The 14893-nt window shown below is 68.2% G+C and carries 9 protein-coding genes; 5 read left to right on the top strand and 4 right to left on the bottom strand.

The window, feature by feature from the left end; translation table 11 throughout:
* Positions 1–17 precede the first annotated feature (17 nt).
* Positions 18–1889: a signal peptide peptidase SppA gene (sppA, locus tag JMV16_RS10845; protein WP_201494246.1), complete on the bottom strand. Its 1872-nt coding sequence runs from the start codon at positions 1887–1889 to the stop codon at positions 18–20.
* A gap of 250 nt (positions 1890–2139) precedes the next feature.
* Here sppA and JMV16_RS10840 point away from each other — a divergent pair, with 250 nt between their 5' ends.
* Both JMV16_RS10840 and JMV16_RS10835 read left to right on the top strand, forming a co-directional pair.
* Positions 2140–3537 carry a TolC family protein gene (locus JMV16_RS10840; RefSeq protein ID WP_201494245.1) on the top strand — a complete coding sequence of 466 codons (1398 nt, stop codon included), beginning with the start codon at positions 2140–2142 and terminating at the stop codon, positions 3535–3537.
* A 124-nt stretch (positions 3538–3661) separates the two neighbouring features.
* Positions 3662–6718, top strand: a complete 3057-nt coding sequence (locus JMV16_RS10835) for a tetratricopeptide repeat protein (RefSeq protein ID WP_201494244.1) — start codon at positions 3662–3664, stop codon at positions 6716–6718.
* A 43-nt stretch (positions 6719–6761) separates the two neighbouring features.
* Here JMV16_RS10835 and JMV16_RS10830 read toward each other — a convergent pair whose 3' ends face one another.
* The 3 genes from JMV16_RS10830 to JMV16_RS10820 are packed head-to-tail and all read right to left on the bottom strand — an operon-like array spanning position 6762 to position 11903.
* Complete coding sequence (locus tag JMV16_RS10830; protein WP_201494243.1) at positions 6762–9734, bottom strand: glycosyltransferase; 2973 nt, start codon at positions 9732–9734, stop codon at positions 6762–6764.
* The gene (locus tag JMV16_RS10825) at positions 9734–11110 is read right to left on the bottom strand and encodes a glycosyltransferase domain-containing protein (protein ID WP_201494242.1); all 1377 of its coding nucleotides are present in this window, start codon (positions 11108–11110) and stop codon (positions 9734–9736) included. The genes JMV16_RS10830 and JMV16_RS10825 overlap by 1 nt, the downstream gene beginning before the upstream one ends.
* A gap of 7 nt (positions 11111–11117) precedes the next feature.
* Entirely contained in the window at positions 11118–11903 is a 786-nt protein-coding gene (locus tag JMV16_RS10820; protein WP_201494241.1) for a TylF/MycF/NovP-related O-methyltransferase, read from the bottom strand.
* A 347-nt stretch (positions 11904–12250) separates the two neighbouring features.
* On the opposite strand from JMV16_RS10820, the gene JMV16_RS10815 reads away from it, so the two are divergent.
* The 3 genes from JMV16_RS10815 to JMV16_RS10805 are packed head-to-tail and all read left to right on the top strand — an operon-like array spanning position 12251 to position 14869.
* The gene (locus JMV16_RS10815) at positions 12251–13357 is read left to right on the top strand and encodes a DegT/DnrJ/EryC1/StrS family aminotransferase (RefSeq protein ID WP_201494240.1); all 1107 of its coding nucleotides are present in this window, start codon (positions 12251–12253) and stop codon (positions 13355–13357) included.
* Positions 13347–14024 (top strand): class I SAM-dependent methyltransferase, encoded by a 678-nt coding sequence (locus JMV16_RS10810; RefSeq protein ID WP_201494239.1) that lies wholly within the window; start codon positions 13347–13349, stop codon positions 14022–14024. The genes JMV16_RS10815 and JMV16_RS10810 overlap by 11 nt, the downstream gene beginning before the upstream one ends.
* Positions 14021–14869 carry a hypothetical protein gene (locus JMV16_RS10805; RefSeq protein ID WP_201494238.1) on the top strand — a complete coding sequence of 283 codons (849 nt, stop codon included), beginning with the start codon at positions 14021–14023 and terminating at the stop codon, positions 14867–14869. Before JMV16_RS10810 ends, JMV16_RS10805 begins: the two co-directional genes overlap by 4 nt.
* The last annotated feature ends 24 nt before the right edge of the window (positions 14870–14893 follow it).

Genomic DNA, 14893 nt, shown 5'->3' with positions numbered 1-14893 from the left:
CTGTCCTGTGTGCGGGTTCAGGGCGCCGTGCAAAGGCAGTGCACCACCGCCGAGAAGGGCCGCCGCCCCTGCGTGAGTTCGGCGAGCAGGCCGAGGTCCCGGGCCGTGGCATCGACCACCGGGCCGGCCACCGCCGCGGCCGGGCCCAGCAGGGCCTGCCGCCAGCCGGCCTGCAAGCCACCCAGGTCCAGCCCGGTGGCGGCGCCAAAGCGGCGCAACAGGCGATCAAACCGGCTGCCCTCGGCCTCGATGTACTGGATGCGGCTGCCCTCGGGCAGCTTGGCGCGGGTGGTGGCCGATTTCAGCGCCTCGTCCAGGCCGCCGAGGCGGTCGACCAGGCCCTGGGCCAGTGCGTCCTTGCCGATCCAGACGCGGCCCTGGGCCACCGCGTCAATCTTCTCGGGCGTGCTCTTGCGCGCGGCGGCGACGCGCACGGTGAAGTCGCGGTAGACGTGGGCTATGGCGGTCTGGATCAGCTGCGTGAAGCGCGGATCGGTGTCGCGGCGCAGGTCGTAGCCGCTGGCCAGCCAGGTGGTGCCGGCGCCGCCGGTGCGCACGCCCAGCTTGTCCATGGCTGAGGCCGCGGTGGGCAGCAGGGCGATCACGCCGATGCTGCCGGTGATGGTGGCCTCGTCGGCGATCACCTCGTCGGCGGCCATGCTGATCCAGTAGCCGCCCGAGGCGGCGACATCGCCCATCGACACCACCACCGGCTTGCCAGCCTTGCGCGCCAGTTCCAGCTCGCGCCGCACCAGCTCGCTGCCGAAGGCGCTGCCGCCGGGCGAATCGACGCGCAGCACCAGGGCCTTGATCTTGTCGTCCTCGCGCGCCTTGCGGATCAGTTCGGCCGTCGACAGGCCGCCGATGCTGCCGGCCGGCGCCTGGCCATCGCTGATCGTGCCCTGGGCCACGATCACGCCGACGGCGTCGCCGTCCTGGCGCGGCTTGAGGTGGCCCAGGTAGTCGGCCAGCGAGATCTGGCGGAAGGTCTTGTTCTCTTCGTCGCGGGCGCCGCGCTCGATCATGGCGGCGCGCAACTCGTCGCGCGTCTTCAGCGCGTCCACCCATTTGCGCTCGAGCGCCCAGCGCCCGATGTCGCCCTGGGCGGTCTGCAGGCTGGCCGGCAGCGATTCAATGGCCTGGGCGATGCTGCCGGCGGGCAGCTTGCGCGCACCTTCCACGGCCGCCGTATAGCTGGCCCACAGGCCGCCATAGAGCGCGGCATCGGACTCCTGCGTCTCGGGCGAGGGCGCGTTGGCGGCAAAGGTCTCGGCCGCGTTCTTGAACTTGCCGACGCGGATGACGTTGGCGCTGACGCCCGCGCGATCCAGCAGATCCTTGTAATAGCTGCGCCAGCGGCCGTAGCCCTCGATCACGACGGCGCCCATGGGGTGCAGCCAGACCTCGCTGGCGTGGGCGGCCAGGTAGTACTGGCGCTGGTCGAACTCCGAGCCCCAGGCCTGCACCGGCTTGCCTGCGGCCTTGAAGCGCAGCAGTGCCGCGGCCACCTCGCGCAGCGTCGGCAGGCCGGCGCCCGTGAGGCCGTCGAGCATCAGCACCGCATGCGTGATCTTCTCGTCCTTGGCCGCTGCGTCGAGCACGGCGACGATGTCGCGCAGCCGCGTCTGGCCGCCCTGGCGCTGGTCGACCTGGCGCAGCAGGCTGTCGCGGCCGCCGCCACTGGCCTGCTCGGTGATGCTGCCGTTGATGGCAATCACCAGCGCGGTCTTGGGTTCGAGCCCGGCCGGGCCGCTGCCCAGCCAGGCCCAGAGCAGGCCACCGACAAGCAGGAGCAGCAACAGATTGAGCAGGGCGCGGCGGCTGGCATCGAGCAGCCACCACAGGCGGCGCAGGGCGGTGACGGCGGCTGACAAGGTCTTCGAGGGCATGGGGCTTTCCGCAAGGGGCGAAGACCGGGAGCTTACGCAAGCGGCGGGGGTGCCGCTTGCGCGATGCGACGAGCGACTGCCGGCAGTGACGAAAGCTCGGGATGGACGACGGGGACGGATGGCGGCCTCTGCCGCGCAGGCCCCCGAATTGCCCGGCTTAGGCGCCTGATTTCCGGCGAACGCAGCCGTGCCTGCGGCCCAGACTTCCCGGTGCGAGCCGATCCGGCCCGCGCCCGTTCGGATTGCCGCCATGATGCCCCGCCCCTATTTCGCCCGTCGGCCGCACCTGTGCCTGGGCGCCATCGCGCTGGCCGCCAGCCTGGCGTTGCAGGCGCTTCCTGCGCTGGCGCGCTGCGTCGACGAGGATGCCTACGATCCCGACGCTGCCGCCGTGCCCGCGGCGGGGGACGTGAGGACGGTCGAAGCCAGGCCGGTCGATCCGCGCGTGAATCTTCAGACCCTCGTGCGCGACGCGCTCGAGCGCAGCCAGCAGATCGGCGCGGCCCGCCTGTCGGCCGAGGCGGCGCAGGAGGACATCGAGGAAACGGCCGCTGGCAAGCAGGTCCAGGCCAGCCTGAATGCAGGCCTGGGGCCGGGCGGCTCCCAGTCGCTGGCGGGCACAGAGACCTCGGCGCTGCAACTGCGCGCCTCGATCAGCGTGAGCCAGCTGCTCTACGACGGCGGCCGCATCGACCGCCTCACCGACTGGCGCACCCAGCTCGCCGAGTCGGCGCGCCAGGGCCACCTGACGGCGCGCGAGCAGCTGGCGCTCAACACGGTTTCGCTGGCGCTCGAGCGCAGCCGCTACCGCCAGCATGTGGTGGTCTACGGCCAGTACGTGCGCAAGATGAGCTGCCTGCTGGAGGCGCTGGAGACCATCGTGCGTGCCGACCGTGGCCGCGCCAGCGAGCTGGTGCAGGCGCGCAAGACGCTGCAGCAGGCCGAGCTGGCCCAGGCGCAGGCGGTGTCGCAGGCCCGCCAGGTGGAGGTGAGGCTGCGCCGCCTGGTGGGCGACGGCCTGCCCAGCGTGCAGGGCATGAGCACGCTGCTGCTGCAGGTGCCGGCGCTCGAGCAGTTGCTGCCCGAGCTGGAGCACAACAGCGAGATCGCCGCGCTGGAGGCCCAGGCGCGTGCCGCTGGCAGCTATGCGCAGGCGGTGGCCGCCGGCAGCAAGCCGCAGGTGAGCTGGAACGTCAACGGCTCCTCGGCCGCGGGCGCCGGCGGCTCGACCGGCAGCACGCGCAACAGCAGCTATTCGCTGGGCGTGGCCGTCAACATCCCGCTGCTCAATCCCGGCGTGGCACCGGCCAGCGACGCGGCGCGCAAGCGTGCGCGCGCCGCCGAGCTGCAGCGCGCCGATGCGCTGGATGCGCGCCGCTTTCGCGCCGCCGAGGTGCATGAGCAGACGCAGGCCAGCTTCGACCGCTCGCGCCGCCTGGGCATGGTGCTGCGCGACAGCGAGCAGGTGCGCAACTACACGCTGCAGCAGTGGCAGCAACTCGGCCGCCGCAGCCTGTTCGACGTGATGGGCTCCGAGGCCGAGCACTACAACCTGCGCATCAGCCATGTCAACGCCATCACCGACGGCCAGCAGCTGAATGCCAACCTGCTGTCGCTGGCCCGCGGAGTGCTCGAATGGTTGAAATGAAGCATCGCCGTCGCTGCCCGGGCCTTGCCTCGGGTCCGTTCCCCCTATCGTCCGGAGCCAGACCGTGACCGCAAGCGCCCAAGCGCCTCAGAAATCCGGGCCGCGCCCGCGCCCGCCCAAGCCGATGCCCTCACAACGCGCCCCCAAATCCCAGGCCGCGGCCGTCGCCCAGGCCCTGAAGCTGCAGAACCAGGGCCTGGACGCCAGGGCCATGGCGGCCTTCCGGGCCATCCTCGCGCGCAGCCCCGACGAGCCGGTGGCCCTGTATTCGCTGGCCGTGCTGCTGATGAATTCGCAGGCCACCGAAGAGGCGCTGGACTGCATCGAAAGGGGCGTGAAGGCGGCGCCAGGCTTCGTGCCGATGTGGTTTGCGCGCGGCAAGGCACTGCATGCGCTGGGCAGGATGGACGAGGCGCTGCGCAGCTACGAGAAGGCGCTGGAGCTCAGCCCCGAGCACCTGAGTGCCCTGGTCAACAGCGGTGTCATGCTGCGCGAGATGCACCGCCACCTCGAGGCGCTGGAGCGCTTCAAGCGGGTGCTCGAGATCAATCCCAAGCACGAGCTGGCGCTTTCCAATGCCGGCATCCTGCTCACCGAGACCAAGAGCAGCCAGGAGGCCATCGACATCTTCAGGCGCCTGCTGGCGATCAACCCCGGCTATCCCTATGGCCTGGGCCAGTTGTGCCACGAGATGGTGCATATCTGCGACTGGACCGACCACGCGGCCCTGTCGGCGCAGGTGGTGGAGGGGGTGCGCAACAACCGCAAGGTGTGCCTGACGCTGGCCCTGATGGCGATCTCCGACCGGGCCGAAGACCAGTTCCTGGCGGCCCAGGTGTACGCCGGCCACTTTTTCCCCCGCAAGGGGCCTGCGCTGTGGCAGGGCGAGGCCTATGCCCACCCTCGCCTGCGCGTGGCCTACATCTCGCCCGACCTGCGCGAGCACCCCGTGGGCCACCTGATGGCGGGCATCTTCGAGCGCCACGACAGGACGCGCGTCGAGACCTTCGCCTACTCGGTGGGCATCGAGGACGGCAGCCGCCTGCGCGGGCGCATCCGCAAGGCCTTCGACCACTTCATCGACGTGCGGGGCCGCGGCGGGCGGCAGATCGCCGAACTGATCCGCGCGCACGAGATCGACGTGCTGATCGACCTGGCCGGCTACACCTCGGATACCCGCGTCGACGTCTTCGTCCACCGGCCGGCGCCGGTGCAGATGACCTATCTCGGCTACCCCGGCACGCTGGGCAGCGAGCACTTCGACTACCTGCTGGCCGACCGCTACGTGATCCCGCCGGAACACCAGCCCTTCTACAGCGAGAAGATCGCCTACCTGCCCGACGCCTACCTCCCCACCGACGCCAGCCTCGCGCCCGCGGAGCGCACGCCCACGCGGGCTGAATGCGGCCTGCCCGAGACCGGGCCGGTGCTGTGCTCGTTCTGCCATGCCTTCAAGATCAATCCGGCCATGTTCGCGGCCTGGATGCGCATCCTCGGGCGGCTGGAATCGAGCGTGTTGTGGCTGGTGGCGCAGAACGAACTGGCCACGGCCAACCTGCGCCAGCAGGCCCAGGCTCACGGCGTGGACCCGGCGCGGCTGGTCTTTGCACCCCGCGTGCCGCTGGTGGAAGACCACCTGGCGCGCTACCGGCTGGCCGACGTCTTCCTGGACACCTCGCCCTATAACGCCCACACCACGGCGGCCGACGCGCTGATGGTGGGCCTTCCCGTGGTCACTTTCGAGGGCCATGCCTTCCAGTCGCGGGTGGCCGGCAGCCTGCTCCACGCCATCGGCCTGCCCGAGCTCATCGCCAACTCGCTGAGCGCCTATGAGGATCTGGTCGTCGACCTGGTGTCCGACCGCAGCCGCCTGGCCGCGGTGAAGGCCAAGCTGGCGGCCAACCGTGCCACCCATCCCCTGTTCGACACCGACGGCTTCTGCAGAAAGCTCGAGGACGTGTTGCTGGGCCTGGCCGGCCGGCCGGTGCAGGCCCTGCCGCCACCGGCCGCCGCCGCCGTCGACAAGGATCTCGAGGCCGGCACGGCGATGCTGGCGCAAAAGAACTACCCGCAGGCAGAGCTTCACCTGCGCCGCCTGGTCCGCCGGGGCGCCGATCCCGACTCCGTGGCCGGACTCCTCGGCGAGGTGGCGCGAGGCTACGGCCTGGCGCCTGACTTCCAGCTGGTGGAACCCTCCGAGGCCGAACGGGCCCGTTCAGGCCGGTTCATGCTCATCAAGGCCTGGGGCTTCGGCTTCTGGAGCGACGTCCACCATGTGCTGGGCCAGTTGTTGCTGGCCGAGCTGACCGGGCGCAGGCCGGTGGTGCACTGGGGTTCGAACAGCCTGTTCGGCGACGGCACGCCCGCCAATGCCTTCGAACACTTTTTCGAGGCCGTGAGCCCGCTGAGCCTGCCCATGTTGCTGGACATTGCCCGGCAGGTGACGGTCTACCCGGCCAAGTGGCAGGACGGTGAACTCGCGGCCGAGAATCGCGACAAGTGGGATGGGCCGGGGGCGCGCCTGGCGGCACCGTATTTCTTCGGGCGCGAGGAAACCCTGGTGGTGTCGGACTTCTACGCCACGGTCAGCTCGATCCAGCCCTGGATAGGCACGGGCTCGCGCTACCACGGCCAGAGCGACGACCAGATCTACCGCGAGCTCTTCGCCCGCTACCTCAGGCCGGTTCCCGCGATCCAGGCGCGCGTGGATGCCTTCCACGCCGAGCACATGCAAGGCCGTCCGTGGGTGGCCGTCCATGTGCGCGGCACCGACAAGATCCTGGAGTCGGGCGCACTGAACCAGACCAATCAGGGCTACTTCCCCTTTGTCGACCGCATCGTCGAACTCAACCCCTCGATCGGCCTGTTTCTGCTGACCGATTCGGTGGAGCTTCACCAGGCCTACCTGCAACGCTACGGCGCCAGGGTGCTGGTCACGCCGGCCCGGCGCAGCAGCACGCCCGACGGCGTCCACATGCAGGGCCACCCCGGGCGCACGATGGGCGAGGAGGTGCTCGTCGACGCGCTGCTGGCGGCACGCTGCAGCTATTTCGTCGGCAACCAGGAGTCCAACGTCTCACTGGCGGTCTCCAGCCTCAAGGCCTGGCCGGCGGGCTTTGCCGTCTTGCTGGGCGCCGAAAGCGCGCGCTCGCACAATTTCGTGCTGCACCAGCGCCGCTGAGTCCGTAGCCCCCGGCGCGCAGCCGGGGCCGGGTCAGGCCGGGTCAGACGGGGCCAGGCAGGTCGACGGCCCAGGTGGCCAGGGCCAGCCCCGCCTCGCGCGCCATCTTGGTCCAGGAGAAGGTCGCCGCCTGGGCCAGGCCAAGGGCCACGAGTGCCGAGCGCGTGCCGGGCACCTGCACGTCCCGCAGCGCCTGGTGCATCTCGTCGATGCTGTCCTCGCCGACGTAGAGCGCGGCCTCGCCCCCGACCTCGCCGAGCGAGCTGTTGCGGCAGGTGATGGCCGGGCAGGCGCAGGCCATGGCCTCCACCACCGGCAGGCCGAAGCCCTCGTAGCGCGAGGGGTAGACCAGGGCCAGGGCGCCGCTGTAGGCGCATTGGAGCTCATGGTCACTGAGCACCAGCATGTGTACCGCCGCGTCGCCCGTCAGCGCGGCCATCTCGGGCTCCAGGGCCGCATTGGCATTGGTGCAGACGATGGCCAGGCGCGAGCGCTCGTCGCCCAGGCGGGCAAAGGCGCGGAAGAAAAGTTCGACGTTCTTGTAGTCGGTGCGGCTGCCCGAGACCATGAAGTACGGCCGCGTGATGCCATGGCGCTGGCGAAATGACGCCACGTCGACGGCGTCGGCCGGCTCGAAGCTGCAGCCGTTGTGGACCACGCGCCGGCGCAGGCTGCGGGCCTGGGGATGAAAGCGCAGCAGGTCGGCCTCGGTGCTGTGCGAGACGCAGAGGAAGGCCTGGGCCGATGCGATGGCCAGCCGCTTGCCTACCCATTGCAGATTGGTCAGGTCGAAGCCCATCACCTCGGGAATCATGTCGTGCACCATCAGCGCGCTCGGCGTGGTGAGCGGCTGCGTGAAGTAGGTGGACACGAACAGCCCCGCCCGCTCGCGATTGCAGATCTGCTGCATGAGGGCGCGGTCCTGGACCATGCGGGCGTAGTCATAGGGCGGCGCGTCGACATAGCGCAGCCCGGGCAGGCGGGGCGCGGTGCGCCCGCGGTCGATGACCACCAGGCTGGGCGCCAGATCGCTGACCGACCAGTGTTGCAGCAGGCTCTTCCAGACCCGCGCAATGCCCGAGGTGAAGCAGAAGAACACGCCGTCGATGGCAATCGAGAGGCCGCTGGCGCGCAGGCGCTCGAAGGCCGTGACGGTTTGCAGGTCGGCGGCGGCCTGCGTGCGGCTGTGCGGCGACGGCGGCACCGAGGCCCGCTGCGCGTGGGCGGGCAGGCCGTCGTGCCAGGCCTGCAGCCGGCCGAGCACGGTGTCGCCAAGGCGTCGCCGGCTGAAGATGAACCAGTTGCCGAAGTGATAGGCCTGGCGGCCGGCGCGCTGGGCCAGGCTGTCCAGCGCTGCGCGCGAATACAGGAAGTCCGGCGCCGGGGCGCCGGGCTCCTCATGCTCGGGGCGGGTGCCGTGCTGGGTATCGTTCCAGGGGTCGTTCCAGGGGTCGTTCCAGGTGTCGGCCCTGGCGCCCAGTTCGCCGATCACCAGATCGGGGTCGCAGGCGAAGACCTGCTGCCACAGCCGTGCCGGATCGGCGCCGAGCCCATGTCCTTCGCGCAGCGTGACGAGGTCGAAGGCGGGGCTCGGCCCGTCGCGCCGGAAGCCGGCGGCGAACTCGGCGGCGGCCTGGCTGTCGAGGCAATGGAAGTTGTAGCCGGCGTCCCGCATGAGGCGGGTGAAGAGGCCGCTGCCGATGTCCAGCGCCAGCCGGTCCTGGCGGAACGGCAGGGCCTGGAGCAGGGCCGGCACGACGCCGGCGTGGGCCAGGGTGCGGGCGGCCCGCCCGGTGTCGATGGCCGCCGCGAGGCCCGGGCCGGCATGGCCAGGCTCCTGCGGCGGCCCGGCCTGGAGCGAGTGGCAGGCCGCGCAACGGTAGAGCGCCGCCCCGCGGCGCTGGCCGAGGCCCGGGCCCGGCGCGGCATCGAGCGCGCCCCCGCACAGGCGGCAGCAGGCCTGCGTGGCCGCGCCGGGCGGGGCATCGGAGTCGCGCGGCGATGGCGGCGGCAACGCGCCCTCCGCGTCTGGCGGCATGCCCAGCAGGAAGACCTGGCCCCGGGGCCAGCTCCGCAGGCGTGAGGCCATCTGCGAGAGTCCGCCCGCCTGATCGCCCACCAGGTAGTGGCAGCGGGCGGCCAGCAGCGCGTCGATCAGCTGGGCCTCGGCACCGGCGCGGTCGGCCCAGCCCGGCGGCCTTGCGCCGTCCAGCGCGCCGGGGCGTTCGGCCGCGGGGCAGACAAGGCGTGCGCCATGGTGCTTGCCGAAGCCTGCAATCGCCTCGCTGTCGGCGCTGAGCAACAGGACGCCGATGCGCGGATTGAGCTCGACGATGCGGTCGACGAAGGACAGGCTCTGCGCCAACAGCCCGGCCCGGGCCTGCGCAGGCGCGCTTCCCTGGCGGCCTGGAACGTGTACCGCCACCCAGGGCCGCCCGGCCAGGCGTTGGCGCGCGAAGGCCTCGACCTTCTGCACGATGGCCGGCACCGGGCGCAGCTGGCTGGCCAGGATGGACTCGTGGATCCTGTCTTCGGTCCATCCGAAATAGGGCGACGACCCGGAGATCGACGGCAGGATGTCGCCCACGCCGAGATAGCGGTCGCTCACCACCAGCGTTTCGCTGCGTCCGAGCGGCCCAGGCGGCGGCAGGCGCACGGCGGCGGGCGCGGCCCCCGGGCGCCGGGTGCGCCATGCAGGGGGGTAAACCGAACCGGCTTCGGTGGCGTCCACCAGCATGGCCAGGCTCAGCGGGCTCACGGCCTCGAAGAAGTGCTCGAAGGCATTGCCCGGTGCGCCCGCGCCAGCGGCCTGATCCAGGGGCCAGTGGACCACCGGCCGGCGGTCATCGAGCTGGGCCACCAGCAACTGGGCCACGACGTGCTGGACGTTGAGCCAGAAGTCGCGCCCGCAGGGCTCGATGAGCAGGAAGCGGCCCCGACGCGGTGCAGCGTCGTCGGCGGGAAGCTGGCGTTCGACGGCTTCGGGTGCCGGCGGCATGGGGCTCACCCGGTCCATCAGGCGGGGCCGTAGGAGAACCCGACCACGGTGTGGTCCAGCCCCCCATCCAGGTCGTCGTGGCGCGAGCCCTGCAGCGCGGCCCGCACGGGCGCTGCCGCATGGCTGCCGATGAGGGCGCGGGCGCGCAGCGCCTCTTCCAGCGCGACCGGGCTGGCCAGCGCCAGCACCAGGCTGCCCCGCTCGGGCGCGAGCAGGCGCACGAAGCGCTGCGTGGTGGCGGCCAGATGCTCGCCCTCGGCCCCCAGCACCACGATCAGGTCGAAGGCCAGATTCTGGGCGCCGTAGGCCATGGCCGAGCCCGCGAGTTCGGCTGCCTGGACCTCGATCGATGAACCCACGGCGCCCTGGCCCATCACCATGCTGATGGCGCGTTGTGCGCTGGCGAGTTCATCGGCGGCAAAGGCGCAGGGTGTGCGGCTGCCCTGCACCAGCACCATCAGGTAGCGGCAACCTCCCCGGCGCCGGTGCGGCAGCAGCAGGTCTTCCAGCGCGCCGGCCATGCCCCGCCGCGGCGCGACATGCCGGCCCAGGCTGCTGTGCTGGCGGTGGCACACATATTCCAGCAAGGGTACGCGGCGCTGGTAGCGGTCGTGGCTTTCGTCGTGGGCGAGAAAGTGTGCCCTGGGATCGGCTTGGGCCGCGGGGTCCTGGCGGTGCCGCCAGGCATACAGCGGGGCGTCGAAATTGGCCTTTACCCGCTTGGGCCCCATCGAGCCCTGCCAGTGCAGCAGGTCGTTGTCGTGCGTGGCGCCAGGTAGGTAGTCGATCTCGGCGCCGCTTTGCCGGACCGCGAAGTCCAGCGCCAACTGGTCGCGCTTGGAGAAGGCCAGCAGGGTCTCCCACCACAGCTGGCCGAAGCGACGCACGGTCTCGTGATGGTGCGAGCGCAGCAGCACCGTGCCCGCGGTCAACGGCGTGAGGCTGTCCAGGGCCGCGAGGCTGGCGTAGAAGTCGATCTGGCGGCAGAGGGTGTCGACGTCGTCATAGCCCAGGGCCGCCACCGCGTCGGCCTCGTCCAGCATGGTGGTGCGGGAAGGGTGGCGGAAGGCGCGCAACAGGTAGGGCCGCTCGGTGTGCAGGTCGGCCGCCTGAGGCAGCCGCCGCAGGCGCACCGTGTTGTCCAGGTACAGGCTGTGGCTGGCGTCGGGAAAGTAATCGTGCGGCAGGGCCTTGGGGCGCCGCGAAAGCTTCTCGGGCGGCAGGTGCCGGGTGGCGAGCGGCACGAAGCGCCAGACGTCGGAATGCAGCGCCGGGTCGTCGGTGATGCAGACGAAGTCGATGTCCAGGTCGGTCGATGTGCCCTTGGGCAGATCGGCAAGGGGGTTGTTCAGCGGCTCCTTGGGCCCTACCAGCACGGTGTAGATCACCAGCATGGCGGGATCAGCGCTTGATCAGGAAGCCCTGGCCCGTGGGCAACGGGAAGATGCGGTAGCCGCGGGCCGCGAACCACGGGTCTTCCTGCTGCTTCTGCGGGCGGTAGGTGCCGGCCCATTCGTAGTCGTCCATCACCACCATGCCTCCCGGCACGACGCGGTCGAACAGAACCTCCAGCGCCGCCAGTTCGCCGGCGGCGTTGTTGAGGTCGATGTGCAGATAGGCCACCTTGTCGGGGCAGCCCTGGGCAAAGGAATCGGGAATGAAGCCCTTGATGAGACGCACCTGCGGGTACTGCGCGAAGCGCGACTGCACCTTCTGGTGGAAGCCTTCTTCCTGGCCCTCGAACTTGTGGCCGGGCACGGGGTTGTAGTCAAAGGTGTCGAAGCCCCAGTAGGTCTTGGGGAAGGCCGGCCCGCCGAGATAGTCCATCACGGTCTTGATGCCGGTGCCGGTGTAGACGCCACACTCCACGAAGTCGCCCTCGAGCTGCACGCAGTGGAAGCCGGCGCAGGCCAGGATGTAGCGGCGCCAGGCGATGGCATGGTCGGCGTCGTTCTGGATGTTGCCCTCCCAGGCGGCGCGGAAAGGACCATCCTCGAACAGCGAGTTGTTGCGCCCCCAGGTGAACAGGTTGTCGCCCAGGAAGTGGCCTGAAGTGACCAGCGACCGCGCCTCATCCAGCAAAGCGCGAAATCGCACCGGATCGCTCACGCCCCAGTACTTGTGCGAAGCGAAGTTCACGACCGCGTCCATGCGCAGGGGGGCGAGCTCGGGGAGGGTGGGTTTCATGGCATGGCTGGCGCTGCAGTTGCCGCGGCGCCTTCGTCCGTTGGCTTGCCATGGTGCATGCGCTGGCGGCTGGCGACAGGCCGAATTGGGGCCGGCAAGCACGCCTAATGAGGCCATCGGCGGGCCACGCCTCGCATAGGCTCGTGGCACTGTAGCCAAAGAGCCTGAGCCGTGGCCACTCTTCCGATCCAGTTCCCGCAAGGCGCCGCCGGCGCCATGCGCAGTTCGGCAGTCAGAACCCCCTGCGCCTGGGCGAATCCTCGTGCGCGGTTGGTCTGCGCTCCAACGGAACTGCGGGATGGCGTGGCCGCTGGCGCCGGGCAGCCGGGCGCGCAAAGGCCAATGCCATGATGATCGAACAGACGATTCCACTCATAGAGCCCTACCTGGGCAAGAAGGCCCGGCTGTATGTCGACGAGTGCTTCGACAGTTGCTGGATAAGTTCCAGGGGCCACTTCATCCCCGACTTCGAGCGCGCCTTTGCCCGCTTTGTGGGCACCAAGCACGCCGTGGCCGTCACCAACGGCACGGTGGCGCTGCATCTCGCACTGCTGAGCCTGAATATCGGCGAGGGCGATGAAGTCATCGTGCCGGACTTGACGTTCGCCGCGACCATCAATGCGGTGCTGCATGCCAGGGCCACGCCGGTCATCGTCGATATTGACCCCGACACCTGGAACATATCTCCGGCCAGGATTCGGGAAGCCATCACCTCAAAAACCAGGGCGATCATCCCTGTCCACCTGTACGGCTATCCGTGTAATATGAGTGAGATAGCCGCCATCGGCGTGGAGTACGGACTGAAAATTATCGAGGATGCGGCCGAAGCGCATGGCGCCGAGTACCAGGGAAAAAAAGTCGGCAGCCTCGGAGACATCGGGGCATTCAGCTTTTATGGTAACAAGATCATCACCACCGGCGAAGGTGGCATGTGTACCACCGACGATGACGAGGTTTACGAAAAAATGCTGGTGATGCGGGATCACGGCATGAACAAGAATAACAAGTACAAATACGATGTGGTTGGCTACAACTACCGCATGACCAATCCGCAGGCGGCGCTCGGGCTGGCCCAGCTGGAAGAAATCGACGACATACTGCGGCGCCGGCGGAACGTGGGTATCTGGTATGACGAACAGCTGACCGGCGTGGACGGCATCGAGATCAGGTGCGCGCCCAGCAATATCAAGCCGGTGGTCTGGCTCTATACCTGCCTCGCCCGCCACAGGGATGAGGTAATGGCCAGGCTCGCCAGAAACAACATCGAGACGCGCCCGATGTTCTATCCGCTGCATCAGATGGATATCTACAAGCAGTACGTCAGGCATCGTTGCGCCTGCTCCATCGGCGTGGCCTATCGCGGCATTACCTTGCCGACTTACTACACCATACCGAATTCATTCGTGGAAAGGGTATGCAAGGTCGTGCAGATGGAGACGGCCGATGTCTGCTGAGCCATTCAAGTACGATGGCGCCCTGGACGCGTGGAAGTGCAATCACATTCTTCGGTTCTGCCAGGGCTCGGCGCTTGATATCGGCTGCAACACGGGTAATCTCGTCGCGTTTCTCAACCGCACGGGCATCCCGGCGGTTGGAATCGACTCTGAATCGGCGCATGTGGAGGCGGCGCGGAAAGCCCATCCAGACTGCGAGTTTCACTGCGGCACCGAATTGAGGCAGTTTTCCGACAAGCAGTTCGAGAGCGTCATCGCCTGGAATGTCCTCGAGCACATCGAAGACGATGTTGGCGCTCTGCAGGAGATGATCAGGATTGCCTCGCGCAATGTCATACTCTCCATTCCGAAGGAAGACGATCTGTCATTGCCGGATTCGAGGGTCACCTACCGGCCCTATGTCGATCCCACGCATCGACACTATTACACGCGCCAAATCATTGCCGGGCTGCTGGCGCAGACCGGTGCCTTCAAGGCCCACATCGAGGATGCCAGCCGGGTCAGGCCGCTGCTCGCCTATGCCAAGATCGGCATTCCGCGCTGGCTTTGTGCCACGCTAGATTCAATATTCTGGCGCTTGGGCGGCGACAAGACGCCCTTGCTCGCAAACTTGATTGTGGTTATTGATGTCGGCGGTGGCCGCAACATTGCAAGGAAATCAGCATGAGAGTCAATCTGGTCAATTACGAGGAAGGGCTGGCCATCGTTGGCATTCTGTCAAAGTATGCGCAGGCGATGAAGACCGAGCTGGACAAGCTCGGCGTCGAATGCACGGTGAAGGCGCTGCCGGACCCGGATGCGACGGTGAACCACCACATCAACTACGGGCCATACCAGTATGTGGACACCATCAATACGGTGATGATCACCCATTTTACCCAGGGCACGGATTCCAAGATTGAGAGAATTCGGGAGATTATGGCTACGGCCGATGTCGGGATCTGCTTCTCGCCGACGATGATGTCTTACCTGAATGGTTTCGGAGTCGGCAAGCTGGATTATGTTCTGCCGGCCCATGACAGCATTCCCAGGCGGCCGAAGAACGTCGCAATTCTCTCCAACGTGTACCCTGACAAGCGCAAGCGGGAGTGGATGCTGGCCGAGGTCTGCAAGGTGATAGACAAATCGAGCTTCACCTTTCTGGTCATGGGCAAGGGCTGGGAGTATGTCCTGGCTCCACTGGCCCGCGAGGGTTTCGACATCAAGTACCGGCCGGATTTCGACATGGATACCTACAAGGTGATCCTGGAGCGGGCGGATTTTGTGCTGTATACCGGCGATGAGGATTGCATGGCCCAGAGCATCCTCGACGCTTCACAGGCCGGCATTCGAACCATCTCAAGCGTGCAGGATTGGCAGAAGGACTTGCCGGTCGACTATCCATTCCGCACCCAGGAAGACCTGGACAATATATTCAGGCGTCTTGAATACAACCCGGTCAAGGATTGGACCTGGGCCAAGTACACTGAAAAGCACCTGGACATCTGGAAGTCCGTGCTGGGCCGTGCCTAAAACCACCCGGCTTCCTGGCTGAAG

Origin of the sequence: Rubrivivax sp. A210 (assembly GCF_904426505.1) — a bacterium.
Lineage (GTDB): Bacteria > Pseudomonadota > Gammaproteobacteria > Burkholderiales > Burkholderiaceae_C > Rubrivivax.
Note: the sequence above shows the minus strand (reverse complement) of the source record. Positions and strands in the feature narration are given on the sequence as shown.

Bases quoted from the DNA above. Each gene is read 5' to 3' on its own strand.
- sppA (WP_201494246.1), bottom strand. From the start codon at position 1,889: ATGCCCTCGAAGACCTTGTCAGCCGCCGTCACCGCCCTGCGCCGCCTG.
- JMV16_RS10840 (WP_201494245.1), top strand. From the start codon at position 2,140: ATGATGCCCCGCCCCTATTTCGCCCGTCGGCCGCACCTGTGCCTGGGC.
- JMV16_RS10835 (WP_201494244.1), top strand. From the start codon at position 3,662: ATGCCCTCACAACGCGCCCCCAAATCCCAGGCCGCGGCCGTCGCCCAG.
- JMV16_RS10830 (WP_201494243.1), bottom strand. From the start codon at position 9,734: ATGGACCGGGTGAGCCCCATGCCGCCGGCACCCGAAGCCGTCGAACGC.
- JMV16_RS10825 (WP_201494242.1), bottom strand. From the start codon at position 11,110: ATGCTGGTGATCTACACCGTGCTGGTAGGGCCCAAGGAGCCGCTGAAC.
- JMV16_RS10820 (WP_201494241.1), bottom strand. From the start codon at position 11,903: ATGAAACCCACCCTCCCCGAGCTCGCCCCCCTGCGCATGGACGCGGTC.
- JMV16_RS10815 (WP_201494240.1), top strand. From the start codon at position 12,251: ATGATGATCGAACAGACGATTCCACTCATAGAGCCCTACCTGGGCAAG.
- JMV16_RS10810 (WP_201494239.1), top strand. From the start codon at position 13,347: ATGTCTGCTGAGCCATTCAAGTACGATGGCGCCCTGGACGCGTGGAAG.
- JMV16_RS10805 (WP_201494238.1), top strand. From the start codon at position 14,021: ATGAGAGTCAATCTGGTCAATTACGAGGAAGGGCTGGCCATCGTTGGC.